This window comes from Streptomyces sp. NPDC041814 (assembly GCF_055590565.1).
In genome coordinates this window covers 60,584-86,500 of record NZ_JBVJAM010000003.1, presented here as the reverse complement: position 1 = coordinate 86,500, position 25,917 = coordinate 60,584, and the positions used below count along the sequence as shown (strand labels likewise).

The following is a 25,917-nucleotide window of genomic DNA, read 5'->3' as shown; positions in this document are numbered from 1 at the left end:
AGGTGGATGGCCGACCCCATAGGATTGGGGGCCGACGGCAAACCACACACCAACCCCTGAGGATCGCTGCATGCCTGGCATCACGCGCGAGGAGGTCGCCCACCTCGCCCGGCTGGCGCGTCTGGAGCTGAAGGGCGAAGAGCTCGATCACTTCGCCGGACAGCTCGACGACATCATCGGCGCGGTCGCCCGCGTCTCCGAGGTCGCCGACCAAGACGTACCGCCGACCTCCCACCCGCTGCCGCTGACGAACGTCATGCGGGCGGACGTCGTCCGTCCGTCTCTCACCCCCGAGCAGGCGCTCTCCGGCGCCCCGGCCCAGGAGCAGCAGCGTTTCAAGGTGCCGCAGATCCTGGGGGAGGACTGACTGCCATGACGGACATCAGCAGCATCATCAAGCTCACCGCGGCCGAGATCGCCGCGAAGATCGCCTCCGGCGAACTCACCGCCGTCCAGGTCACCGAGGCCCACCTCGCGCGGATCGACGCCGTGGACGAGAAGGTGCACGCCTTCCTGCACGTCGACCGCGAGGGCGCGCTCGCCCAGGCCCGCGCCGTGGACGCCAAGAAGGCGGCCGGCGAGAAGCTGGGCCCGCTGGCCGGCGTCCCGCTCGCGCTCAAGGACATCTTCACCACGAAGGACATGCCGACCACGGTCGGCTCGAAGATCCTTGAGGGCTGGGTCCCGCCGTACGACGCGACCCTCACGCGGAAGCTGAAGGCCGCCGACGTCGTCATCCTCGGCAAGACCAACATGGACGAGTTCGCCATGGGGTCCTCCACCGAGAACAGCGCCTACGGCCCGACCGGCAACCCCTGGGACCTCACCCGCATCCCGGGCGGCTCCGGCGGCGGTTCCTCCGCCGCCCTCGCCGCGTACGAGGCCCCGCTCGCCATCGGCACGGACACCGGCGGCTCCATCCGCCAGCCCGCCGCCGTCACCGGCACGGTCGGCGTCAAGCCCACCTACGGCGGGGTCTCCCGCTACGGCATGGTCGCCTTCTCGTCCTCCCTCGACCAGGGCGGCCCCTGCGCCCGTACGGTCCTGGACGCGGCCCTGCTGCACGAGGCGATCGCCGGGCACGACCCGATGGACTCGACGTCGATCGACGCGCCGGTGCCGCCGGTCGTGGAGGCCGCGCGCAACGGCTCCGTGCGGGGCATGCGCGTCGGCGTCGTCAAGCAGTTCTCCGGCGAGGGCTACCAGGCCGGTGTCGTCCAGCGCTTCAACGAGTCGGTCGAGCTGCTGAAGTCGCTCGGCGCCACGGTCGTGGAGCTGGACTGCCCGACGTTCGACCTGGCGCTCTCGGCGTACTACCTGATCGCGCCGTCCGAGTGCTCCTCGAACCTCGCCCGGTTCGACGCCATGCGCTACGGCCTGCGCGTCGGGGACGACGGCACGAAGTCCGCCGAGGACGTCACCGCGCTCACCCGTGAGGCCGGCTTCGGCGACGAGGTCAAGCGCCGCATCATCCTCGGCACGTACGCGCTCAGCTCCGGCTACTACGACGCGTACTACGGCTCCGCGCAGAAGGTCCGTACGCTGATCACGCGCGAGTTCGAGCAGGCGTTCGAAGAGGTCGACGTGATCGTCTCGCCGACCACGCCCACCACCGCCTTCCCGATCGGCGAGCGCGCCGACGACCCGATGGCGATGTACCTGGCCGACCTGTGCACCATCCCGACCAACCTCGCCGGCAACGCCGCCATGTCGCTGCCCTGCGGCCTGGCCCCCGAGGACGGCCTGCCCGTCGGGCTGCAGATCATCGCCCCCGCGATGCAGGACGACCGGCTGTACAAGGTCGGAGCCGCCGTCGAGGCCGCTTTCGTGGAAAAGTGGGGACACCCGCTGATCGAGGAGGCTCCTTCGCTATGAGCGCCGCCATGACCAAGAAGGCCAAGAACTTCAAGAAGTCGAAGACCGGGCTGTATGTGTCGATGGGCACCACCGCCTTCGGCGCGCTCAGCGTCGTCAAGCAGGCGAAGCTGGCCCGCTCGGACAACGACACGCTGCGCCTCATCGATGCCGCCGTGTCCGCCGCGGCGATCGTGACCGGCCTCGCGATCCTCTATCGCGAACTGAAGCGTCTCGGCGACGACGACGTACTGCTGGGCTGAGAGGGAAAGTTTTCCGTGACTGTCATCGACCTGGAGTCGTACGAGGACGCCCTCGCGACGTACGACCCCGTCATGGGCCTTGAGGTCCATGTGGAGCTCGGCACCAAGACGAAGATGTTCTGCGGCTGCTCCACCGAGCTGGGGCAGGACGCCAACACGCAGACCTGCCCGGTCTGCCTCGGGCTGCCCGGCGCGCTGCCGGTCGTCAACGAGATCGGCGTGGAGTCCGCGATCAAGATCGGCCTCGCGCTGAACTGCGAGATCGCCGAGTGGTGCCGCTTCGCCCGGAAGAACTACTTCTATCCGGACATGCCGAAGAACTTCCAGACCTCCCAGTACGACGAGCCGATCGCCTTCAACGGCTATCTGGACGTCCAGCTGGAGGACGGCGAGGTCTTCCGGGTGCAGATCGAACGCGCCCACATGGAGGAGGACACCGGCAAGTCGACGCACGTCGGCGGCGCCACCGGCCGTATCCACGGCGCGTCCCACTCCCTGCTCGACTACAACCGCGCGGGCATCCCGCTCATCGAGATCGTCACCAAGCCGATCGAGGGGGCGGGCGCGCGGGCCCCCGAGGTCGCCCGGGCGTACGTCGCCGAGCTGCGCGAGCTCATCAAGGCGCTCGGCGTCTCCGAGGCCCGCATGGAGATGGGCCAGATGCGCTGCGACGTCAACCTGTCGCTGCGCCCGAACGGCACCGAGACCTTCGGTACGCGCTCCGAGACGAAGAACGTGAACTCGCTGCGTTCCGTCGAGCGCGCCGCCCGCTTCGAGATCCAGCGCCACGCCGCGGTGCTGAACTCCGGCGGGACGATCGTTCAGGAGACCCGGCACTTCCACGAGGAGGACGGCTCCACCACGGCCGGCCGCATCAAGGACAACGCCGAGGACTACCGCTACTTCCCCGAGCCCGACCTCGTACCGGTCGCCCCGGCCCGCGAGTGGGTCGAGGAGCTGCGGAAGGGCCTGCCCGAGCTGCCGCGCGTCCGCCGCGCCCGGCTCAAGGAGGAGTGGGGCGTCTCCGAGCACGACATGCAGTCCATCCTCAACGCGGGCGCGGTCGACCTGATCGTCGCCACGATCGAGGCGGGCGCCCCCGCGGACCAGGCCCGGAAGTGGTGGATGGGCGAGCTGGCCCGCAACGCCAACGAGACCGGCCGCGGCCTGGACGAGCTCCCCGTCACCCCGGCGCAGGTCGCCCGGGTCGCCGAGCTCGTCGCCGCGGGCGACCTCAACGACAAGCTCGCCCGCCAGGTCCTGGAGGGCGTGCTCGCCGGCGAGGGCGACCCGGACACCGTGGTCGAGAAGCGCGGCCTCAAGGTCGTCTCCGACGAGGGCGCGCTGTCCACCGCCGTGGACGAGGCCATCGCGGGCAACGCCGCCATCGCGGACAAGATCCGCGGCGGCAAGGTCGCGGCGGCCGGCGCCCTGGTCGGCGCGGTCATGAAGGCGACCCGGGGCCAGGCGGACGCGGCCCGCGTCCGCGAGCTGATCCTGGAGAAGCTGGGCGTCGAGGGCTGACGCGCCCAGCCAGCGCCGAATGGGGCGGTGTGGCCGGTGGGAACCGGGCACACCGCCCTTCGTCGTACCCGGCTCCTCCAGGTGGACAGCCGATGTCGCTCATAAGGGGATGCGCCCGCTGTGACCCTCCCCACGAATGGGGCAAATGATCTCGAATGGCTGCGAGAGTGGCCGTTCTCAGGTCATGCGTTCCCCCGCGGGCGGCTTCCGCCGGTTCCGGGAGACCACGAACCCGCAGGGAGCACGTCCCCTTGGCTGCCATCGCTCGCTGGTGCGTCACGCACCGCCTCATCGCCGTCCTGATCTGGCTGCTCGCCCTCGGCGGCACGGCCGCCGCCGCGGCGTTCGCGGGGTCCGCGTACACCAACGACTACGAGGCACCGGGCACCGAGTCCGGACGGGCCGCGGAGCTGCTGAAGAGCGGGTTCACCGATCTCGGCGGGGACACCGACACCATCGTCTGGCACACCGCGGACTCCACGGTCCGGGCCACCGACGTCGAGCAGAAGATGACCCGCACCCTGCACGCCGTGGAGCGGCTGCCCGGGGTCGGGGCGGTCGACAGCCCGTACACGGAGACCGGCGCCGCGCAGATCAGCACCGACGGGCACACCGCGTACGCCACCGTCACCTTCGACAAGCGCGCCGACGACGTGCCCGTGGCCCAGGTCCAGGCGGTCGTGGACACCGCCGAGGCGGCCGAGAGCCCGCATCTGCGCGTGGAGCTGGGCGGCCAGGCCGTCGGGCTCACCGAGGCGCCCGCCGCGCATCTCAGCGAGGCCATCGGGGTCGCCGTCGCGGCCGTCGTGCTCTTCCTCGCCTTCGGCTCCCTCGCCGCGAGCCTGCTGCCCATCGCCACGGCCCTCGTCTCGGTCGGCACGGCGTACGCGGGCATCGTGCTCCTCGGACACCTCATGACCGTCGCCGACTTCGCGCCCATGCTCGGCATGCTGGTAGGGCTCGGGGTGGGCATCGACTACGCCCTGTTCATCGTCACCCGGCACCGCAGAGGGCTGCGGCGCGGCATGACCGTTCCCGAGGCCGCGCAGCACGCGGTGGCGACGACCGGGCGGGCCGTGGTCTTCGCCGGGGCCACCGTCTGCATCGCGCTCCTCGGCATGCTGATCCTCCGGCTGAGCTTCCTCAACGGCGTGGCCATCGCCGCCTCGCTCACCGTCGTCCTGACCGTGGCCGCTTCGGTCACCCTGCTGCCGGCCCTCCTCTCGCTCATCGGACTGCGGGCGCTCAGCCGGCGCGAACGGGCCCGGCTGGCCGCGCACGGGCCGCAGCCCGAGCCGCCCACCGGTTTCGCCGCCCGCTGGTCCGCCTTCGTGGAGCGGCACCCCAAGCTCCTGGGCGCCGTGGCCGCCGTGGTGATGCTGGTCCTCGCGCTGCCCACCTTCTCGCTCCACCTGGGCAGCTCCGACCAGGGCAACAACGCGGCGTCCGCCACCACCCGGCAGGCGTACGACCTGCTCGCCGACGGCTTCGGCCCCGGCGTCAACGGACCGCTCACCGTCGCCGCGCACCTCGACGGCGCCGACGACCGGCTCGCGATGGACGCCCTGCCCGCCACCCTGCGCACGGTCGACGGAGTGGCGTGGGCCCACCCGGTGACGTACAACGCCGCAGGCGACACCGCGTACGTCACCGTCGTCCCCGACTCCTCCCCGCAGTCCCGCGCGACCAGCGACCTCGTGGAACGGCTGCGCACGGACGTGCTGCCGAAGGCGGCCGACAACACCTCGCTGGAGACCCATGTCGGCGGGGTGACCGCCAGCTACGACGACTTCGCGCAGATCATCATCGGCAAGCTGCCGCTGTTCATCGGCGTCGTCATAGGACTCGGCTGCCTGCTCCTGCTGCTGGCCTTCCGGTCCGTCGGCATCCCGCTGAAGGCTGCGGCGATGAACGTCGCGGCGGTCGCCTCGTCGTTCGGCGTCGTCGTCACGATCTTCCAGTGGGGCTGGGGCAGCGAGCTGCTGGGCCTCGGCAGCCCGGGCCCCATCGAACCCTTCCTCCCGGTGATCATGGTCTCCGTGCTCTTCGGCCTCTCCATGGACTACCAGGTCTTCCTGGTCGGCCGGATGTACGAGGAGTGGCTGGAGACCCGCGACAACCGGCGCGCGGTCCGGGTGGGCCTCGCCGAGACCAGCCGGGTCATCAACTCGGCCGCTGTGATCATGATCTCGGTCTTCCTCGCCTTCGTCCTCAGCGGCGACCGCGTCATCGCGATGTTCGGCATCGCCCTCGCGGCGGCCGTCGCCCTGGACGCCTTCGTGCTGCGCACCCTCCTCGTCCCGGCCCTCATGCACCTGCTGGGCGGCGCCAACTGGTGGCTCCCCGGCTGGCTGGAGCGCCGCCTGCCCCGCCTCAGCATCGAACCGCCGGACCGCCCCGTGGCGCGGGTGCCCATGCCGGGGGTGCGGACGTACGAGGACGAGCCGGCCGAGCGCGTCCACTGACCGCCCGCCGGCGCGACCGGAGGCGTTAAGGGGCCTCTCATCTGCGGCACCTAGCGTGCGCCGCATGAACCCCACCACGCCCGAAGCCGTCGCAGACGGCGAGAAGACGACCGACGAGACGACCGGGAAGACCGACCGCGTCACGGCGGAGCACCCGGAACAGCGCGACCAGGACGAGACGGGCCCGGGGGACGTGACCGAAGCGGAAGACACCGACGAGGCCGGTGACGACACCGACGAGGAGACCTCCGGGCGGCTCGCCGCCGCCTCCGCGGCCGTCGTCTCCGCCGGACTCGGCGTCGTCGGCCTCACCGGCGCCTGGAGCGGCCGGGTCGCCGCCGAGCGCGAGACCCTGATCGGGCAGATCAAGACCTCGTCCGGCGGCACCGCCGCCCAGCAGATCAACGAGATCTACGGCGACGCCTGGCACTCCACCGCCCTCGTCAACGGCCTTTTCGGCCTCCTCGCCCTGCTGGTCGGCACCTACGTCCTGGTCCGGCCCGCGTTCGGCGCCCCCGCCCGGCAGCCGCAGGCCGGCTGGGTCCGGGCGGTCGCCCGGGGCGGCATCGCCCTCGGCACCCTCGGCGTGCTGATCTCCCTGGCCATGTACTTCGACCTCATCGTCGCCCTGCCCACCGCGGCGGCCGGATAGGACGCCCGGACCCCTCGCCTAAGGCATGTCCGGGTGGACCCGAGGGCCCTGGGCGGTGCTACGGCCCCGGACCTAAGGCCCCCGTACGCCACAGATGCGGAACACGCCCGATGCGGCGCACCCCCCTGGGGGACGAGAGTGGTGGCACGGCAGAGGAACTGCCGCCACCGAGGCCCGGAAGGGCCTTCACCCCAGGGGGACATCCCATGTTCGAGTACGAACTCCACAAGGCCATGCACGCCGAACTCCTGCGCCGCGCCGACCTCCAGCGCCTCGCCGGCGAGGCGACCCGGGCCCGCCGCGCCCGCCGGACCCTCCGCAAGGAGTCCGGAAGGACGGTGAGTACCAGCGGCCTACGCGACCGGTTCACGCACGCCGCGTAGGGCGGCGGCGGTGGACCGGGGCCCGGGGCCTCTCGGCCCACGGCTTATTCCGTCCGCGCTGTCGGACCCGTGTGCGATGCTCGCCCCCGTGGAGACCAGGTCAGTCAGCCCCGTCTTCGTCGGCCGCACCGGCGAACTCAACTCGCTCACCGGCGCGCTCACCCGCGCCGCCAACGAACCCTCCGGCGCCGCCGCCGGAGGGTTCTGCGGCGCCCCGCAGGCCCTGCTCATCGGCGGTGAGGCCGGAGTCGGCAAGACCCGCCTCGTCGAGGAATTCCTCGCCCTCGCCGCCCGCCGTGACGCCGTCGTCGCCGTCGGCGGCTGCGTCGAGATCGGCGCCGACGGCCTGCCGTACGCCCCCTTCTCCACCGCCCTGCGCGCCCTGCGCCGCGCCCTGCCCGACGAGATGGCCGCCGCCTGCGCCGGCCAGGAGGGCGAACTGGCCCGGCTGCTCCCCGAGCTCGGCGAGACCGGCCACGACGGCAACGACGAGCTCGGCACCGCCCGCCTCTTCGAACTGACCGTCCGGCTCCTGGAGCGCATCTCGGCCGACCGGACCGTCGTGCTCGTCCTGGAGGACCTGCACTGGGCGGACTCCTCGACCCGCCACCTCCTCGCCTACCTCTTTCGCACCCTGCGCAGCGGCCGCCTGGTCGTCGTCGGCACCTACCGCGCCGACGACATCCACCGCCGCCACCCCCTGCGCCCCCTCCTCGCGGAGATCGACCGGCTGCGCACCGTCCGCCGCATCGAACTCTCCCGGTTCACCCGGTCCGAGGTCCGCCGCCAGCTCGCCGGCATCCTCGCGGACACCCCCGACCCCGCCCTGGTGGACGAGATATTCGAGCGCTCCGACGGCAACGCCTTCTTCGTCGAGGAGCTGGCCTGCATCCTGGAGTGCGGCGACGGGGACGGCGACGGCCTGCCCGAATCGCTCCGCGACCTCCTCCTCGTCCGGGTCGAGGCCCTGTCCGCCGATGCCCAGAAGGTCGCCCGGATCGTCGCCGAGGGCGGCTCCGCCGTCGAGTACGAACTGCTCGCCGCCGTCGCCGGACTCGGCGAGGACGACCTCATCGCGGCGCTGCGCACCGCCGTCGGCGCCAACCTGCTCCTGACCACCCCGGACGGCGACGGCTACCGATTCCGCCACTCCCTGGTCCGCGAGGCCGTCAGCGACGACCTGCTCCCCGGCGAGCGCTCCCGCCTCAACCGCCGCTACGCACAGGCGCTGGAGGCCGACCCCGCCCTGGTCCGCGACGACGAACGCGCGACCCGCCTGGCCAGCTACTGGTACGGCGCGCACGATGCGGCCAAGGCCCTGCCCGCCGTCCTGAAGGCATCCGTCCGGGCCCGCCGCCGCAATGCCTACGCCGAGCAACTGCGCCTGCTCGAACGGGCCCTGGAGCTGTGGGACGACGCCCCCGAGGACGTCCGCCGCACCCTGCGCCCCATCGACTACGCCGAGGTCTACCCGACCTGCGGGCGGGACGCCTCGACCCCGCTGACCTACCTCGACCTGATGGCCGAGGCCACCGTCGCCGCCCGCCTCGGCGGGGAGCGCGAACGGGCCTTCACCCTCTGCAAGAAGGCCCTGCGCCTCCTGGAGGGCGAGGACGACGCCCTGCGCGCCGCCTGGTTCTGGGTCCAGCGCTCCCGCCTGGTCCAGGACCTCACGCGCGGCGACGGCTGGGAGGAGCTGGCCACCGCGGAGCGGCTGGTCCGGGGACTGCCCCCGTCGAAGGTGCACGCGTTCGTCCTGATGCTGGTGGCCGGCTGGGGCGCCCTGCACCGCCCCGGCGCCGAGACCCTGGCCGCCGCCGAACGGGCCGTGGAATACGCCCAGCTCGTCGGCGACGAGTACATCGAGCTGCACGCCCGGCTCACCCGGGGCTGGCTCAACGCGGACGCGGGCGCCGTGGACGAGGGCATCGCCGAGATGTACGCCGTGCGCGACCGGGCCGACGAGCTGGGCCTCATCGACATCATGGGCCGGGCCAGCATCAACCTGCCCTCCACACTGGAGGCCATGGGCCGCTCCCTTGAAGCGGTGGCCGCCGCCGACCACGGCATCCGCATCTGCCACGAGCACGGCGTCGCGGACATGGAGGCGTGGGTCCGTACCAACCAGGCCATGTCGCTGTTCTCGCTGGGCCGCTGGGACGAGGCCGTGGCCACCACGGAGGCCGCCGCCCGCAAGTCGCTGTCCCGCAAGTCCCAGGGGCTCGTCGCCTCCCGGCGTACCGAACTCGCCGTCGTCCGGGGTGACCTGGCCGAGGCCGAACGCCAACTCGCCCTGACCCGGCGCTGCTTCGGCTCCAGCGACCCGCAGCCGCAGCACTTCATCAACCCGGTACGCCACACCATCCAGATCGCCGCGATGCAGGGCCGGCTGCCCGAGGCGCGCGCCGCCTTCGAGGCGCAGGCCGCCGAGGGCTTCCCCACCGGCACCCAGCGCTACGCCTTCCCCATGCTGTACGCCGTCGCGGCGGCCGAGGCCGACGCCCGGGGCCTGCCCGCCACCGAACCGGGCCGCCCCGCCGTCCTCGACCTGGTCCGGAGCCACCTCAAGCGGCTGCCGGTCCTCGTCCCGGTCTGGGCCGCCTACGCCCTCCTGGTCGAGGCGGAGCTGGCCAGGGCCGAGGGCGTCGACACCCCGGACCACTGGGAGGGCGCCGCCCGGGCGTTCACCCCGCTGCACCGCCCGTACGAGCTGGCGCAGATCCACCACCGCTGGGCGGAGGCCCTGCTCGTCGCCTCCGGCGACCGGGCCGCCGCCACCGGCCTGCTGCGCGACGCGCACCGCACCGCCGTCCGGCTCGGGGCCCGCCCGCTCACCGAGACCGTCGAGCTGCTGGCCGGCCGCGCCCGCATCAGCCTGGCCGGGGCGGGCGCCGAGGCCGAGGAGATCCCGGCCGCGGTCGTCGTTCCGGACGGGTCCGGGCCCGCCCGGGACCCCTCCGAGGAGCAACTGCGGTCCGCGGCGGCGGCGGTGGAGTCCTTCGGGCTGACCCCGCGCGAGCAGGACGTCCACCGACTGGTCGCGGCGGGCCTCACCAACCGCCGGATCGCCGAGGAGCTGTACATCTCGCCGAAGACCGCGAGCGTCCACGTCTCCAACATCCTGGCCAAGCTGGGCGTGGCCGGCCGGGGCGAGGCCGCGGCCCTGGCCCACCGGCTGCGGCTCTACCCGGTGCCGGAGCAGCGCTGAGACGAGGGCTCACCGGACCTGGACGAGCAGGATCCTGTCGTCGCCCGGCTTCGGCGTGCCCCGGCTGTCCGTCTCGCTCGTGACCAGCCACAGCTTGTCGCCGCCCGCCGCGAGCACCGTCCGCAGCCGGCCGTACTCGCCCTCCAGGAACGCCTGCGGGTCGGCCAGTGGCTCCTTCGCGGCACCGTCCTCGCGGGAGAGCGGAATGCGCCACAGCCGTTCGCCCCGCAGCCCGGCCATCCAGATGGAGCCCTTGACGTACGCGATGCCGCTCGGTGACGCCTCGGAGGTCTTCCACTGGGCGACCGGGTCGTGGTAGCCCTTCTGGCGCGCCGTGCCCTCGACGTCCGGCCAGCCGTAGTTGCCGCCCGGCTCGATCAGGTTCAGCTCGTCCCAGGTGTCCTGGCCGAACTCGGAGGCCCACAGCCGTTTCTCCGCGTCCCAGGCGAGGCCCTGGACATTGCGGTGCCCGTACGAATACACCACGGAGTCGCCCTCCGGGTTGCCGTGCAGCGGCTCGCCGTCGGGCGTCATCCGCAGGATCTTGCCGGCCAGCGAGTCCTGGTCCTGGGCGCGGTCGTCGTCGCCCGTCTCGCCCGTGCCCGCGTACAGCGCGCGGTCGGGGCCGAAGGCGATCCGGCCGCCGTTGTGGATCTGGCCCTTGGGGATGCCGCGCAGGATGGTGTCCGGGGCGCCGAGCAACTGGCCGGGCGAGCCGTTCTCGTCGTAGATCATGCGGGCGATGCGGTTGTCCGACGCGGTGGTGAAGTACGCGTACACCTGATGGTCCGTGCCGAAGTCCGGCGACACGGCGAGGCCGAGCAGTCCGCCCTCGCCGGCCGGGGCGACCCCGGGGACCGTGCCCAGGAGCTTCTTCTTCCCGGTCTCCGCGTCGATCCGGGTGATCGTGCCCTTGTCCCGGGAGCCCACCAGGAGGTCGCCGCCGGGGAGCGCGGCCAGCCCCCACGGGGAGTTCAGGCCTTCGGTGAGTGTCGAGACCACCTTCGCCGAGCCCTTGGCCGGGGGCCGGCCGGCCGGGGGGCGCGAGACGGACGGCGACGGCGAGGGGGACGTGGCGGCCGAGGCGGTGGGGGAGAGCGACGGTGAACTCGCCCCCGCGGGCCTCCCCGTGCCCTCCTGCGAGCTGCACCCGGCGGCCAGCAGCAGGGCCCCGGCCGCCAGCACGGCCACCGCGCCCCGCCGCGCCCCCGGGCCGCCCCCGCCATGACCCGTCCGACGCCCCTCGGAGCCCTGCACCGATCCCACCACCGCACCTGTCCCTTCAACGGCCGCCTGTCCCCTGTTCTTACACCGAGCGGACGCGGACCGGGGCGCTTTCCGGACCGGTGAAGGGCATAGGTCTAGTCCCAGGACTCGCGCGGCGCCGGGAGCCGGTCGATCTCCGCCAGGTCGCGTTCCGTCAGGGCCAGCCCGGCCGCGCCCGCGTTCTCCACCGCCCAGTCCGCCCGCTTGGTGCCGGGCACCGGCACCACCTGGGGCCCCTGGTGCAGCACCCAGGCCAGGGCCACCTGCGCGGGCGTCGCCCCGTGCCGCTCGGCGACCCGGCGCAGCCCCACCACCAACGGCTGGTTCGCCGCCATCATCTCGGCCGTGAACCGGGGGTGCCGGGCCCGCAGGTCCTCCGGCTCGAACCCCTGGCCCGGCGTCAGCGTCCCCGTCAGGAAACCGTTGCCCAGCGGCATAGCGGCCAGGAATCCCACGCCCCGGTCCGCGCACCACGGCAGCAGCGACTCCAGCGCCTGCGGCGACCACACCGAGAGCTCCGCCTGCACCGCGCTGACCGGGAAGACCTGCTGCACCCGTTCCAGCTGCCGGATCGTTCCGTCGTGCATCCGGGCGCCCGGCCGCCGCGACGCCCGCGCACCGACCGCGCACAGCCCCAGCGCCCGCACCTTGCCCGCACCGACCAGCTCAGCCATCGCGCCCCACGTCTCCTCGACGGGCACCTCGGGGTCGGCGCGGTGGAGCTGGTAGAGGTCGATCACATCGGTCTGGAGCCGCCGCAGCGAGGCGTCGCAGGCCCTTTTCACGTAACCCGGCCTGCCGTTGGCCACGATGTGCTGATCACCCACCAGGAGCCCGCACTTGGTGGACACGAACGCCTGCGCGCGCCGCCCCTTGAGGGCCCGGCCCACCAGCAGCTCATTGGTGAAAGGGCCGTACATGTCGGCGGTGTCGAGCAGATCGACGCCCGCGTCCAGCGCCGCGTGGACCGCCCGCAGCGCACGGTCGCCCCGCTGCTGCGAGGCGCTGTACGCCCAGCTCATCGGCATGCAGCCGAGACCGACCGCCCCCACGGCGAGCGCCGCCGCACCGAGACTCCTTCGCTCCAACTCCCGAACCCCTCTCGCACCGTCGACCAACCTAACCTCTGCGTCCCGGAGGGCTTCGCATAGCCTCCTGACCATGACTTCCACCACGCACTCCGCCCCCGCCCCCGAGGTCTGGCTGCCCCTCCCGGCCGACGAGATCGAGGGGCTTCCCGAGGGCCTGACGTACCGCTTCTGGGACGGCGGGAAGGACTACCCGGCCGACCCCGCCGACTGCGCCTACTACGTCGTGCCCTACATGAAGGGCATGGAGGTCGCCGTCCGGCCGCTCGCTGCCATGAGCCGCGTCCAGGTCGTGCAGACGCTGTCGGCGGGCACCGACCACGTCGAGCCGGGCCTCGCCGGACTGCACGCGGGCGTCAGGGTGTGCAACGCCAAGGGCGTCCACGAGGCGTCCACCGCCGAGCTGGCCCTCGCGCTGGTGCTGGCCTCGCTGCGCGGGTTCCCCGGCTTCGTGCACGGCCAGGACAACGAGGAGTGGCGGTCCGGCTTCTACCCGGCGCTCGCCGACAAGTCCGTGCTGATCGTGGGGTACGGATCGATCGGCTCGGCCATCGAGGACCGGCTCGCGCCGTTCGAGTGCGCGCGGGTCGCACGCGTCGCGCGCTCGGCACGGACAACCGCACGCGGCCCCGTACACACACTCGACGACCTCCCGGCCCTGCTGCCCGAGGCCGATGTGGTCATCCTCTCCACTCCGCTGAACCCCTCCACGCAGGGGCTGGTGGGCCCGGAGTTCCTCGCCGCGATGCGCGACGGGGCGCTTCTGGTGAACGTCGCGCGGGGCGGAGTGGTCGACACCAAGGCCCTGTTGTCCGAACTCGAGTCCGGCAGGCTGCGTGCCGCCCTGGACGTCACCGACCCGGAACCGCTGCCTTCCGGCCATCCCCTCTGGCATGCTCCCCATGTGCTCATCACCCCGCACGTCGGCGGCAGCACCTCCGCGTTCCTGCCGCGCGCCAAGCGGCTGATCGCCGGACAGCTCACCCGCTACGCCGCGGGGGAGCCGCTGGACAACGTCGTCCGCACCACCGGCTGACCACACAACGAGCACGTCCGGTTCCCCTCCGTGGCCACAACACCGCAGGTCGTCACGGAGAGTAGAGGAACTATGTCCCTGAGTGACGAGTCTGGTGTATCGTCCCGAAAGGGGTGTCGCGCCGTGGCAGGGACGGCGCCGGGGAGCCAGTCACACGCGAGGGGGCGACGGGCGATGGACGGCCGATGGGCGAACGTTCCGACACGGCAAGGCCGGAGACGGCGCGCGGAGGGCCCGGTGAGCCGGCGCCGCAGCCGCCCGGGGACCTCGGGAGGGCCGCGGTGAGCGCCCCGGTGAGCACCCGCGGAGCGTTCCTCGCCCGGCAGTCCGGGGCGGGCCGCACCTCCGCGCTGCTCCCGCAGCTCGTCCTCGGCCTCGTCTGCGGCGGTTACGCGGTGGGCGCGGCCACCGGCTGGGGATCGGCCCAGGTGGCCCTGTTCATGGGGGACTTCGGCCTCAGCGCCGCCGCCCTCGCCGCCGCCGTCTCCTGCTTCCTCTTCGCCCGCGTCGCCGATGCGAGATTCCGCCCGGCCTGGCTGCTGTTCGCGCTCTCCTCGCTGATGGCCTGCGCGGGCAACGCCGTCTGGGGCTGGTACGAGTGCGTGCGCGCGGTCCGGGTCCCGAGCCCGTCCCTCGCCGACGTCTTCTTCCTCTGCTTCGCGCCGCCCGCCATCGTCGGGCTCCTCGTCCTCGCCAAGCGGCCCGTCACCCGCGCCGGCTGGGTATGCCTGGCCCTCGACTCCTGGCTGATCGGCGGCTCGCTGCTCACCCTCTCCTGGAGCCTCGCCCTCGCCCACACCGCGCACGTCGCCGACATGGAGGGCGACAGCGTGGCCCGCGCCGCGCTCTCGCTCGCCTACCCGCTGCTCGACATCGTGCTCGTCTCGATGGTCCTCGCCCTGCACTTCCGGCGGTCCAGCGTCAACCGCGCCGCGGTGAACACCGCGATCGCCGCGCTCGCCCTGACCGTGCTCTGCGACGCCCTGTTCACCTCGCCGCTGCTCCGCCAGACCTACCACTCGGGCCAGTTGCTCGACGCCGGCTGGTTCGCCGGCTCGCTGCTCCTCGCGTACGCCCCCTGGGGCGCCGCGCGCGACGCGGACAACACGGTCCGGGCCGAGGAGGAGCGTGCGGACGCGGCCGTCCCGGGCGCCGCCGGCCGCCCCATCGCCGGCTCACTGGCCGCGCTGACCCCGTATCTCGCCGCGGCCGTCTGCACCCTGGGCATCCTGTACAACGTGATCGAGGGCCGCCGGGTGGACCGGGTCGTCGTCCTCACCGGGTGCACGGTGGTCCTCGCCCTCGTCGTCCGCCAGGGCATCATGCTCCTCGACAACATCGCCCTCACCCAGGAACTGGCCCAGAAGGAGAACCACTTCCGCTCCCTCGTGCAGGGCTCCAGCGACGTCATCATGATCGCCGCCCCCAGCGGCGTCCTGCGCTACGTCAGCCCCGCCGCCGCCGGTGTCTACGGGCGCGACGCGGACGAGCTGGTCGGCGCCGAGCTGGCCTCGATCATCCATCCCGACGACCTCGGCCGGGTCGTCCACGAGGTCCGCCGCTTCCTCGCCGCCCCGCCGGGCGAGGAGCCCGCCACCCGCATCGAGTGCCGCTTCCGGTCCGGCTCCGGCGACTGGCTCAACGTCGAGTCCACCGTCAACCGCCACCAGGGCGGCCTGATCCTCAACAGCCGGGACGTCACCGAACGCGTCCGCCTCCAGGCCCAGTTGCAGCACAACGCCGAGCACGACCCGCTCACCGACCTGCCCAACCGGGCCCTGTTCACCGCCCGGGTCCGCCAGGCGCTCTCCGGCCGCCGCGCCGGGGACGCGGGCACCGCCGTCCTCTTCATCGACCTGGACGGCTTCAAGGCGGCCAACGACCGGCTCGGCCACCAGGCGGGCGACGAGCTGCTCGTCCAGGCCGCCCGCCGGCTCCACGAGTCCGTCCGCTCCGGGGACACCGCCGCCCGCCTCGGGGGCGACGAGTTCGCCGCCCTCATCGTCGGGGACGCCGGCCGCGAGCAGGACGCCCGCGAGTGCCAGGTCCACGAGATCGCCGACCGGCTGCGCCTCACGCTCTCCGAGCCGTACCGCGTCGGCGACGGCGAGGTCCGCGTCACCGCCTCCATCGGCGTCGCCTTCGCGGAGCCCGGCATCACCCCCAACGACCTCATGCGCAACGCCGACCTCGCCATGTACCGAGCCAAGGCCGGCGGCAAGAACCGCGTCGAGCTGTACGCCCCGCAGATGCAGGCCGACGTGGTCCGCCGCTCCGAGCTGGCCACCCGGCTGCGCGGCGCCCTGCGCGACGGCGAGTTCGCGCTCCTCCACCAGCCCGTGGTGCACCTCGCCACCGGCCGGGTCGCCGCCGTCGCCGCCCAGGCCCGCTGGCGCTCCGCCCAGGGCATCCTGTTCACGCCCGCCGAGTTCCTGCGGATCTCCGAGGACGGCGACCGGACCGCCGAGCTGGGCCGCTGGCTGCTCGAAGAGGCCGTCGAGCAGGCCGCCGACCGGGCCAGGGCGGGCCACCGCACCGCGGTGTCCGTCCGCCTCCCGGCCCGCCGGCTGCTCGACCGGGGCTTCCCGGGCGGCTCCGTCGAGGCGTTGCTCACACGGCACGGGCTGCCCTCCGGGGCGCTCATGATCGAGGTCGCGGACAGCGACCCCCGGGTCTCCCTGGAGGACCTGGAACAGCGGCTGGCCGCGCTGCGCCGGCTGGGCGTCCGGATCGCGCTCGACGGCTTCGGCAGCGGTTACGCCGCGATCAACGCCCTGCGCCGCCTCCCCATCGACGTGCTCAAGCTGGACCGGGGCCTGGTGGAGGGCGTCGTGGAGTCGGCCCGGCTGCACAAGATCACCAGCGGGCTGCTCAGGATCGCCTGCGACCTCGGCATGCAGTCCGTGGCCGACGGCGTGGACGTCCCGGAGCAGGTCCTCGCCCTGCGCGCCATGGGCTGTACGCACGGCCAGGGAGCCGCCTTCTCGGGGCCGCTGGACGAGTACCGGCTGCGCCGCGCTCTGGTCCGGGGGACGTTCCCGGTGCCCGCCGGAGTGCCCGCCCAGAAGGTCCTCACGGGCGGCGCGATCCCGTCCCTCAGTCGCTCACATGGTGAGACACCCGTCCCACCCACTTGACACTCCGCGTGCGTCGGAGAGAGGGTCAATGCCATGCGCACCCGAATTCTCGTACTTGGAAAGCGCGTCGGCTGAAGCAGGGTCCTCGATGACACTCTGCGGACCGCACCGGCGCGCTCCCCTCGCTTGCCTCACGGCACGAGGGGTTTTTTGTTGCACCGGACCAGGCAAAACGTCGTAAAACACTCGCAAAAACCTCAGCTTCGAGAAGAGAATGCCGATGACCGAGCAGGCCACCGGGGCCCACCATCCCCAGCCGCGGGCCCGTAGCGGCGGATCCCCCTCCGCCACCGTTGAGCACCTCACGGGCGCGCAGTCCCTCATCCGCTCTCTTGAGGAAGTCGGCGCCGACACCGTATTCGGTCTCCCCGGCGGCTGCATTCTCCCGGCCTACGACCCGCTGATGGACTCCACCCGGGTGCGTCACATCCTGGTCCGGCACGAGCAGGGCGCGGGTCACGCGGCCACCGGCTACGCACAGGCCACCGGCAAGGTCGGGGTCTGCATGGTCACCTCGGGTCCCGGCGCCACCAACCTCGTCACCCCGATCGCCGACGCGGCCATGGACTCCGTCCCGATGGTCGCGATCACCGGCCAGGTGGCCTCCGGTGCCATCGGCACGGACGCGTTCCAGGAAGCCGACATCTGCGGCATCACCATGCCGATCACGAAGCACAACTTCCTGGTCACCCGCGCCGAGGACATCGCGCACACGATCGCCGAGGCGTTCCACATCGCCTCCACCGGCCGCCCGGGCCCGGTCCTGGTCGACATCGCCAAGGACGCGCTCCAGGCGAAGACCACCTTCAGCTGGCCGCCGGTCATGGACCTGCCCGGCTACCGCCCGGTGACCAAGCCGCACGCCAAGCAGATCCGCGAGGCCGCCAAGCTCATCACCCAGGCCAAGCGCCCGGTGCTCTACGTGGGCGGCGGCGTGATCAAGGCCGGGGCCACCGCCGAACTCAAGGTGCTGGCCGAGCTGACCGGAGCGCCCGTCACCACCACCCTGATGGCGCTCGGCTCCTTCCCCGACAGCCACCCGCTGCACGTGGGAATGCCCGGTATGCACGGTGCGGTCACCGCCGTCACCGCGCTCCAGAAGGCCGACCTGATCGTCGCCCTCGGCGCCCGCTTCGACGACCGCGTCACCGGCAAGCTGGACAGCTTCGCCCCGTACGCCAAGATCGTCCACGCGGACATCGACCCCGCGGAGATCGGCAAGAACCGCGCGGCCGACGTCCCGATCGTGGGCGACGCCCGCGAGGTCATCGCCGACCTCGTCCAGGCCGTCCAGGCCGAGCACACCGAGGGCAACACCGGCGACTACAGCGCCTGGTGGAAGGACCTCAACCGCTGGCGCGAGACCTACCCGCTCGGCTACGACCTGCCCGAGGACGGCAGCCTCTCGCCGCAGCAGGTCATCCAGCGCATCGGCGAGCTCGCCCCGCCGGACACGATCTTCGCCGCGGGCGTCGGCCAGCACCAGATGTGGGCCTCGCACTTCATCCAGTACGAGCAGCCCGCCACCTGGCTCAACTCCGGCGGCGCCGGGACCATGGGGTACGCGGTCCCCGCCGCGATGGGCGCCAAGGCCGGCATGCCCGACCGCACGGTCTGGGCGATCGACGGCGACGGCTGCTTCCAGATGACCAATCAGGAGCTCACGACCTGTGCCCTGAACAACATCCCGGTCAAGATCGCCATCATCAACAACGGCGCCCTCGGGATGGTCCGCCAGTGGCAGACCCTCTTCTACAACCAGCGGTACTCCAACACCGTGCTGCACGCGGGCCCGGACGGCGAGACCCCGCCCAACAAGGGCACCCGCGTCCCGGACTTCGTGAAGCTCTCCGAGGCCATGGGCTGCTACGCGATCCGTTGCGAGGACCCGGCCGACCTGGACAAGGTCATCGCCGAGGCGAACGCGATCAACGACCGCCCGGTCGTCATCGACTTCATCGTCCACGAGGACGCCATGGTGTGGCCGATGGTCGCCGCCGGCACCTCCAACGACGAGGTCATGGCCGCCCGCGGCGTCCGCCCCGACTTCGGCGACAACGAAGACGACTGAGAGACAGAGAGAGACCGACTTCCATGTCCACCAAGCACACGCTCTCCGTCCTGGTCGAGAACAAGCCCGGTGTCCTGGCCCGGATCACCGCCCTGTTCTCCCGCCGCGGCTTCAACATCGACTCGCTCGCGGTCGGCACCACCGAACACCCCGACATCTCCCGCATCACCATCGTCGTGAATGTCGAGGATCTGCCCCTGGAGCAGGTCACCAAGCAGCTCAACAAGCTGGTCAACGTCCTCAAGATCGTCGAACTCGAGCCGTCCGCTGCGATCCAGCGGGAGCTCGTCCTGGTGAAGGTCCGCGCCGACAACGAGACCCGCTCCCAGATCGTCGAGATCGTCCAGCTGTTCCGCGCCAAGACCGTCGACGTCTCGCCCGAGGCCGTCACGATCGAGGCGACCGGCGGCGCCGACAAGCTGGAGGCGATGCTCAAGATGCTGGAGCAGTACGGCATCAAGGAGCTCGTCCAGTCCGGCACCATCGCCATAGGGCGCGGCGCGCGCTCGATCACCGACCGGTCCCTGCGCGCCCTCGACCGCTCGGCGTAAACAAACCAAGGGCCCGCCGCCCCGCTCGCATGGCGAGACCCGAAAACGTATCTGACGCACCCCGCCGTACGGTGGGACGCAACACCTGCACACCAAGGAGAAGACCCAGTGGCCGAGCTGTTCTACGACGACGATGCCGACCTGTCCATCATCCAGGGCCGCAAGGTCGCGGTCATCGGCTACGGCAGCCAGGGCCACGCCCACGCGCTGTCGCTGCGTGACTCGGGTGTCGACGTCCGTGTCGGTCTGCACGAGGGTTCCAAGTCCAAGGCCAAGGCCGAGGAGCAGGGCCTGCGCGTGGTGACCCCGTCCGAGGCCGCCGCCGAGGCCGACGTCATCATGATCCTCGTCCCGGACCCGATCCAGGCCCAGGTCTACGAGGAGTCCATCAAGGACAACCTCAAGAAGGGCGACGCGCTGTTCTTCGGCCACGGCCTGAACATCCGCTTCGACTTCATCAAGCCCCCGGCCGACGTCGACGTCTGCATGGTCGCCCCGAAGGGCCCGGGCCACCTGGTCCGCCGCCAGTACGAGGAGGGCCGCGGCGTTCCGTGCATCGTGGCCGTCGAGCAGGACGCCACGGGTAACGGCCTGGCGCTCGCCCTCTCGTACGCCAAGGGCATCGGCGGCACCCGCGCCGGCGTCATCAAGACGACCTTCACCGAGGAGACCGAGACCGACCTCTTCGGCGAGCAGGCCGTCCTCTGCGGTGGCACCGCCGCCCTGGTCAAGGCCGGTTTCGAGACCCTGACCGAGGCCGGCTACCAGCCGGAGATCGCCTACTTCGAGTGCCTGCACGAGCTGAAGCTCATCGTGGACCTCATGTACGAGGGCGGCCTGGAGAAGATGCGCTGGTCCATCTCGGAGACCGCCGAGTGGGGCGACTACGTCACCGGCCCGCGCATCATCACGGACGCCACCAAGGCCGAGATGAAGAAGGTTCTCGCCGAGATCCAGGACGGCACCTTCGCCAAGAACTGGATGGCCGAGTACCACAACGGTCTGCCCAAGTACAACGAGTACAAGAAGGCCGACGGCGACCACCTGCTGGAGACCACCGGCCGTGAGCTGCGCAAGCTCATGAGCTGGGTCAACGACGAGGACGCGTAACCCCCCGGTCCCGGGGGCGGGTCATCCCCGCCCCCGGGACCCACGCACTCGTGCGGGTGATCCTTCCGAAGGGGCGCTGACCGGGGTCCCGCGCATGACTACACTGCTCCACATATACGCGTCAGGCCCACAGTGTCGTGCGTCTTCCACGCGGCAAGCCCCTCCACGCCTGCGGCCGTCGGGACGGCCGTCCGCACTGGATCTGTGAGGACTCACGTGAGCTCGAAACCTGTCGTACTCATCGCTGAAGAGCTGTCGCCCGCCACGGTGGACGCCCTGGGCCCGGACTTCGAGATCCGGCACTGCAACGGCGCGGACCGCGCCGAGCTCCTCCCCGCCATCGCCGATGTCGACGCCATCCTGGTGCGCTCCGCCACCAAGGTCGACGCCGAGGCCATCGCCGCCGCGAACAAGCTGAAGGTCGTCGCCCGCGCGGGCGTCGGTCTGGACAACGTCGACGTCTCCGCCGCCACCAAGGCCGGCGTCATGGTCGTGAACGCCCCGACCTCCAACATCGTCACCGCCGCCGAGCTCGCCTGCGGCCTCCTCGTGGCCACCGCGCGCCACATTCCGCAGGCCAACACCGCCCTGAAGAACGGCGAGTGGAAGCGCTCGAAGTACACCGGTGTCGAGCTGAGCGAGAAGACCCTCGGCGTCGTCGGCCTCGGCCGCATCGGCGTCCTGGTCGCCCAGCGCATGTCCGCCTTCGGCATGAAGATCGTCGCGTACGACCCCTATGTGCAGCCCGCGCGCGCCGCGCAGATGGGCGTCAAGCTCCTCTCGCTGGACGAGCTCCTTGAGGTCGCCGACTTCATCACGGTGCACCTGCCCAAGACCCCCGAGACGATCGGCCTGATCGGCGACGAGGCGCTGCACAAGGTGAAGCCCACCGTGCGCATCGTGAACGCCGCCCGCGGCGGCATCGTGGACGAGGAGGCGCTGGCCTCCGCGCTCAAGGAGGGCCGCGTCGCCGGCGCCGGTCTCGACGTGTACGCGAAGGAGCCCTGCACGGACTCCCCGCTCTTCCAGTTCGACCAGGTCGTCTGCACCCCGCACCTCGGCGCCTCCACCGACGAGGCCCAGGAGAAGGCGGGCATCGCGGTCGCCAAGTCCGTGCGCCTGGCGCTCGCCGGTGAGCTCGTCCCGGACGCGGTCAACGTCCAGGGCGGTGTCATCGCCGAGGACGTGCGTCCCGGCCTGCCGCTGGCCGAGAAGCTGGGCCGGATCTTCACCGCGCTGGCCGGCGAGGTCGCCGCCCGCCTCGACGTCGAGGTGTACGGCGAGATCACCCAGCACGACGTCAAGGTGCTCGAACTCTCCGCGCTCAAGGGCGTGTTCGAGGACGTCGTGGACGAGACCGTGTCGTACGTGAACGCTCCGCTGTTCGCCCAGGAGCGCGGGGTCGAGGTCCGCCTCACCACCAGCTCCGAGTCGACCGAGCACCGCAACGTGGTCACCGTCCGGGGCACCCTGTCGGACGGCCAGGAGGTCGCCGTCTCCGGCACGCTGGCCGGCCCCAAGCACCTCCAGAAGATCGTCGCGATCGGTGAGCACGACGTGGACCTGGCGCTCGCCGACCACATGATCGTGCTCCGTTACGAGGACCGCCCCGGTGTCGTCGGCACGGTCGGCCGCATCCTCGGCGAGGCCGGTCTGAACATCGCCGGCATGCAGGTCTCCCGCGCGGACGTCGGCGGCGAGGCGCTGGTCGTCCTCACCGTGGACGACGACGTCCCGCCGGCCGTGCTGGCCGAGATCTCCTCGGAGATCGGTGCCGCCTCGGCCCGCTCGGTGAACCTCACCGACTGACCTTCCGGGCCCCACGGGTCCCCTCCGTACCCGGCATGTAGACGCGCGTCTTACACAAACGTCTGCATGCCGGGTACGCTGCTGTCATGGGACATCGTGAGGATCTGCTCGAAGGCGCCAAGCGCTGCCTGCTGGAGAAGGGGTACGCGCGCACCACGGCGCGCGACATCGTGGCCGCCTCGGGCACGAACCTCGCCTCCATCGGCTACCACTACGGCTCCAAGGACGCGCTGCTCAACCTCGCGTTCATCAAGCTGACCGAGGAGTGGGGTGAGCGGTTCGCCCCGGACGAGGAGGGCGTCGAGGGGGCGGCGGCGCCGGAGGTCCCCGCCGCGCCGCTCGACCAGTTCCGCGAGACCTGGGAGCGGGTGATCGGGACCTATGAGCAGACCCGGACCGTCTGGCAGCTCCAGATGGAGGTCATCTCCCGGATCGACTCCGACCCCGAGCTGCGCAAGGCCCTCATCGGACCACAGCGTGCCGGACGCGACGGACTCGCCGAGGGCATGATGGGCATCGACCCGGAGACCGACCCCGAGCGCGCCCGCGTCGCCGGCCTCTTCATCCAGGCCCTTCTGGCCGGGGTCATGGTCCAGTGGCTGATGGACCCCGACTCGGCGCCGTCCGCCCAGGACCTGACGGACGGCCTGAAGGTCGTCCTGGAAGGCCGCGGCCCGGCCCCGGAGCGCTCCCGATGACCGTCCGGGCCGGCGAGCCCTTCGACCTCGCGCGCACCGCGGCCGAGGTGGCGGCCCTGCTCACCGCCCCCCTCCCGGCCGCCGGGCCCCCGGTGGCCGAGGGCGACCCGGACACGGGGGAGTGGCGGGCGACCACCGGTGAGGGCTTCCGGGCCGTCCCGCTCTGGGAGTCCGGCGACGACGAGGGCCGCGACGACCCCGACGAGGCGGAGGAGGCGGCCGAGGCCCTGCTCGACGTCCTCGTCGCGGAGCTGGAGACCCGCTGGGGCCCGCACCACCGCGTCGCCGTCCATGTCGCGCTGCTCCTGAAGGAGGAAGGCACCCCGGTCCCCCCGCTGTTCGAGGCCCTCCTCGACGAGGACTGCTACGGCGACCTGGCCGCCTGGGGCCCGCTCCCGGGACGGCAGGACCGCTGGGTCGGCGTGAGCGTCGGCCGCAGTGACGGCGACGCGCCCCTGGTCATGGCCGCCGTGGTCAGCGACCGCCCGATCACCGCCCCGCCGCCGCCCGCCTGGCTGTGAGCGCGGCGCCTCACCGCAGCCGGGCCGCCTTCAGGGCCATGTGCAGGAGCAGCCGGTCCTCGCCGTCGTTGAGGTCGAGGCCGGTCAGCTGCTGGACGCGGGAGAGGCGGTAGTACAGCGTCTGGCGGTGGATGCCCAGCTCGGCGGCGGTGCGGGACGCCTGGCCCGCGCAGTCCAGGAACACTTCCGCGGTGCGGGCCAGGTCCCGCTGGGCCGGAGTCAGCAGGGGGCGCACGGCCGGGTCGGGCAGGGTGTCCGGGGCGAGCGCGGTCAGCGTGCGGTACGGGCCGATGGCCGGCCAGTCCGCGACCGGGCCGAACCGGGTCTCCGCCGCCGCCGCCCGGGCCGCCGCCGACGCCTCGTGCCAGGCGTCCGCCAGCTCCCCCAGGCCCCGGCGCGGGACCGCGATCCCGGCGGTGGCCGTCTCCCCGGCGGTGGCGCGCAGCCGCTCCGCGGCGGTGAGCGCGGGGTCCAGGACCTCCGGCGACCGCAGCCGGATCAGCGCGGCCAGCGCGGGCGGGCCGGACCGGCCGGGCAACGGGGCTCCGGTCAGCGCCGCCGCCGAGGGGACGGTGCGCACGGCGGGCGCGCCGTCCGGCCACGGCGCCACGCACACGACGGTGTGCAGCCCGTCCGCGTCGGGGCCCAGCGCCTCGGCGAGCGCGGCGACCGCCATGTCCCGCTGCCAGCCGCGCCCGGCGGCCAGTACCGCGCCGAACTCCCGGGACAGGTCGGTGCCCGCCCGCTCCTCGTCGGCCAGCAGCGCGCCGATCCGGGCGGCGACGTCCATCGCCGCGTCGAGCTGGCGGTCGGTCGGCCCGGGGTCGGCGTCGAGCAGCCATACGTAACCGAGGACGACACCCCGATGGCGTACCGGCAGGCAGATGCGGTCGCGGTAGACGCCCGCCTCGGGGGCGGCCGGGATGCGCAGGGGGCCGGTGGCGCGGGTGATGCCGAAGTTCTCGAACCAGGCGCGGACCGCCGGGGTGGAGCGGCGGGTCAGGATCGAGCGGGTGCGGACCGGGTCCATCGCCGTGCTGTCGTCGCTGTCGTGGGCCCCGAAGGCGACCAGCCCGAAGTCCCGGTTCTCCAGCGTCGCGGGGACGCCGAGCAGCGCGGAGATCTCGTCCACCAGCTCCTGGTAATCGCCCTTCACCCGGCCATTCTCGCACCCCTTCAGACATATGTCTGAGATCCAGTCCACGGATGTGTGGCAGCTGTCGATGGCAGGGATTCGGCGCGATCCTTAGATTTCACGGTGGTTCTCCGTGCTGTACCGCTTATGTTCGTTACACGGCATATACGGCGGTGTGGCTTCGTTCGTACTTTCCGTGGAGGTGCCCCGTGCTGGGTCCCGTGATTCTCGCCGCGTCGCGAAGCGACAAGATGCGCCGGTTCATCTCGGCCGCGCCCGGCACCAAGCAGGTCGTGGACCGCTTCATCGCCGGTGAGACGGTCGACCAGGTCGTCCCCGTCATCGAGGACGCCGCCGACAAGGGCCTGGAAGTCACCCTCGACGTCGTCGGCGAGGACATCACCACGCCCGAGCAGGCCGCCGCCGCGCGCGACGCCTACCTGGAGCTCATCGAGCGCCTCAAGGACCTCGGCCTGGGCACCAGGGCGGAGATGTCCGTCAAGCTGTCGATGTTCGGCCAGTCGCTGGACGGCGGCCACGAGCTGGCCCTCGCCAACGTGCGCCCGGTCGTCGAGGCCGCCGCCGCGATCGGCACCACGGTCACCCTGGACGCCGAGGACCACACCACCCTCGACTCGATGTTCGCCATCCACGAGGAGCTGCGGAAGGACTTCCCGCAGACCGGCTGCGTCATCCAGGCGTACCTCTTCCGCACCGAGGAGGACGCCCGCCGCCTCGCCGACGCAGGCAGCCGCGTGCGCATCGTGAAGGGCGCCTACAAGGAGCCCGCCTCCGTCGCGTACCAGGACAAGGCCGAGATCGACAAGGCGTACGTCCGCATCCTGAAGACCCTGATGCAGGGCGAGGGCTACCCGATGATCGGCTCCCACGACCCCCGCCTGATCGCCATCGCCCAGGAGCTGGGCCGCAAGGCCGGACGCAAGCTGGACGAGTACGAGTTCCAGATGCTGTACGGCATCCGCAGCGACGAGCACATCCGGCTCGCCGCCGAGGGCCACCGCATGCGTGTCTACACCGCATACGGCACCGACTGGTACGGGTACTTCATGCGCCGCCTCGCCGAGAAGCCGGCCAACCTGCTGTTCTTCGGCCGCTCCATCCTCACCAAGGGCTGAGCAACCCCCT

Annotated in this window: 20 protein-coding genes; 17 read left to right on the top strand and 3 right to left on the bottom strand. The window is 72.1% G+C overall.

Going from position 1 to position 25,917, the window contains the following annotated elements:
- The first annotated feature begins 70 nt into the window (after positions 1-70).
- The 8 genes from gatC (at position 71) to ACZ6C6_RS10045 (ending at position 10,349) form a co-directional block, all read left to right on the top strand.
- A complete protein-coding gene (gene gatC / locus ACZ6C6_RS10080; protein ID WP_018102521.1) occupies positions 71-367 on the top strand; it encodes an Asp-tRNA(Asn)/Glu-tRNA(Gln) amidotransferase subunit GatC in 297 nt (98 codons plus the stop codon).
- Between the two features lie 5 nt (positions 368-372).
- On the top strand, positions 373-1,875 hold the full coding sequence (gene gatA / locus ACZ6C6_RS10075; protein WP_469201049.1) for an Asp-tRNA(Asn)/Glu-tRNA(Gln) amidotransferase subunit GatA: 1,503 nt from the start codon (positions 373-375) through the stop codon (positions 1,873-1,875).
- A gap of 8 nt (positions 1,876-1,883) precedes the next feature.
- The gene (locus ACZ6C6_RS10070; protein WP_469201827.1) at positions 1,884-2,117 is read left to right on the top strand and encodes a hypothetical protein; all 234 of its coding nucleotides are present in this window, start codon (positions 1,884-1,886) and stop codon (positions 2,115-2,117) included.
- 15 nt (positions 2,118-2,132) lie between these two features.
- Positions 2,133-3,641, top strand: coding sequence for an Asp-tRNA(Asn)/Glu-tRNA(Gln) amidotransferase subunit GatB (gene gatB / locus ACZ6C6_RS10065; RefSeq protein ID WP_073963824.1), 1,509 nt, complete (start codon positions 2,133-2,135; stop codon positions 3,639-3,641).
- A 251-nt stretch (positions 3,642-3,892) separates the two neighbouring features.
- Positions 3,893-6,106 carry an MMPL family transporter gene (locus ACZ6C6_RS10060; RefSeq protein WP_469201045.1) on the top strand — a complete coding sequence of 738 codons (2,214 nt, stop codon included), beginning with the start codon at positions 3,893-3,895 and terminating at the stop codon, positions 6,104-6,106.
- Positions 6,107-6,170: 64 nt separating this feature from the next.
- Positions 6,171-6,758, top strand: a complete 588-nt coding sequence (locus tag ACZ6C6_RS10055) for a hypothetical protein (protein WP_469201043.1) — start codon at positions 6,171-6,173, stop codon at positions 6,756-6,758.
- Between the two features lie 206 nt (positions 6,759-6,964).
- Complete coding sequence (locus tag ACZ6C6_RS10050; RefSeq protein WP_469201041.1) at positions 6,965-7,141, top strand: hypothetical protein; 177 nt, start codon at positions 6,965-6,967, stop codon at positions 7,139-7,141.
- A gap of 76 nt (positions 7,142-7,217) precedes the next feature.
- A complete protein-coding gene (locus ACZ6C6_RS10045; RefSeq protein ID WP_469201039.1) occupies positions 7,218-10,349 on the top strand; it encodes a helix-turn-helix transcriptional regulator in 3,132 nt (1,043 codons plus the stop codon).
- Between the two features lie 9 nt (positions 10,350-10,358).
- On the opposite strand, the gene ACZ6C6_RS10040 is transcribed toward ACZ6C6_RS10045, so the two are convergent.
- Entirely contained in the window at positions 10,359-11,540 is a 1,182-nt protein-coding gene (locus ACZ6C6_RS10040; RefSeq protein ID WP_469201825.1) for a PQQ-dependent sugar dehydrogenase, read from the bottom strand.
- 170 nt (positions 11,541-11,710) lie between these two features.
- Entirely contained in the window at positions 11,711-12,703 is a 993-nt protein-coding gene (locus ACZ6C6_RS10035) for an aldo/keto reductase (protein WP_469201035.1), read from the bottom strand.
- A 73-nt stretch (positions 12,704-12,776) separates the two neighbouring features.
- On the opposite strand from ACZ6C6_RS10035, the gene ACZ6C6_RS10030 reads away from it, so the two are divergent.
- From ACZ6C6_RS10030 to ACZ6C6_RS09995, 8 genes are all read left to right on the top strand, one after another.
- Positions 12,777-13,739, top strand: a complete 963-nt coding sequence (locus ACZ6C6_RS10030) for a 2-hydroxyacid dehydrogenase (RefSeq protein ID WP_469201033.1) — start codon at positions 12,777-12,779, stop codon at positions 13,737-13,739.
- 293 nt (positions 13,740-14,032) lie between these two features.
- Positions 14,033-16,876: a putative bifunctional diguanylate cyclase/phosphodiesterase gene (locus ACZ6C6_RS10025; RefSeq protein ID WP_469201029.1), complete on the top strand. Its 2,844-nt coding sequence runs from the start codon at positions 14,033-14,035 to the stop codon at positions 16,874-16,876.
- Positions 16,877-17,090: 214 nt separating this feature from the next.
- Complete coding sequence (locus ACZ6C6_RS10020) at positions 17,091-18,947, top strand: acetolactate synthase large subunit (protein ID WP_469201027.1); 1,857 nt, start codon at positions 17,091-17,093, stop codon at positions 18,945-18,947.
- Between the two features lie 23 nt (positions 18,948-18,970).
- On the top strand, positions 18,971-19,498 hold the full coding sequence (ilvN, locus tag ACZ6C6_RS10015; protein ID WP_018102507.1) for an acetolactate synthase small subunit: 528 nt from the start codon (positions 18,971-18,973) through the stop codon (positions 19,496-19,498).
- 108 nt (positions 19,499-19,606) lie between these two features.
- Positions 19,607-20,608, top strand: coding sequence for a ketol-acid reductoisomerase (ilvC, locus tag ACZ6C6_RS10010; RefSeq protein ID WP_164637845.1), 1,002 nt, complete (start codon positions 19,607-19,609; stop codon positions 20,606-20,608).
- A 216-nt stretch (positions 20,609-20,824) separates the two neighbouring features.
- The gene (serA, locus tag ACZ6C6_RS10005) at positions 20,825-22,417 is read left to right on the top strand and encodes a phosphoglycerate dehydrogenase (RefSeq protein WP_469201024.1); all 1,593 of its coding nucleotides are present in this window, start codon (positions 20,825-20,827) and stop codon (positions 22,415-22,417) included.
- 86 nt (positions 22,418-22,503) lie between these two features.
- On the top strand, positions 22,504-23,115 hold the full coding sequence (locus tag ACZ6C6_RS10000; RefSeq protein ID WP_469201021.1) for a TetR/AcrR family transcriptional regulator: 612 nt from the start codon (positions 22,504-22,506) through the stop codon (positions 23,113-23,115).
- A complete protein-coding gene (locus ACZ6C6_RS09995) occupies positions 23,112-23,636 on the top strand; it encodes a hypothetical protein (protein WP_469201019.1) in 525 nt (174 codons plus the stop codon). Before ACZ6C6_RS10000 ends, ACZ6C6_RS09995 begins: the two co-directional genes overlap by 4 nt.
- 10 nt (positions 23,637-23,646) lie before the next feature.
- On the opposite strand, the gene ACZ6C6_RS09990 is transcribed toward ACZ6C6_RS09995, so the two are convergent.
- The gene (locus ACZ6C6_RS09990; RefSeq protein WP_469201016.1) at positions 23,647-24,792 is read right to left on the bottom strand and encodes a PucR family transcriptional regulator; all 1,146 of its coding nucleotides are present in this window, start codon (positions 24,790-24,792) and stop codon (positions 23,647-23,649) included.
- A gap of 188 nt (positions 24,793-24,980) precedes the next feature.
- On the opposite strand from ACZ6C6_RS09990, the gene ACZ6C6_RS09985 reads away from it, so the two are divergent.
- A complete protein-coding gene (locus ACZ6C6_RS09985) occupies positions 24,981-25,907 on the top strand; it encodes a proline dehydrogenase family protein (protein WP_469201014.1) in 927 nt (308 codons plus the stop codon).
- The last annotated feature ends 10 nt before the right edge of the window (positions 25,908-25,917 follow it).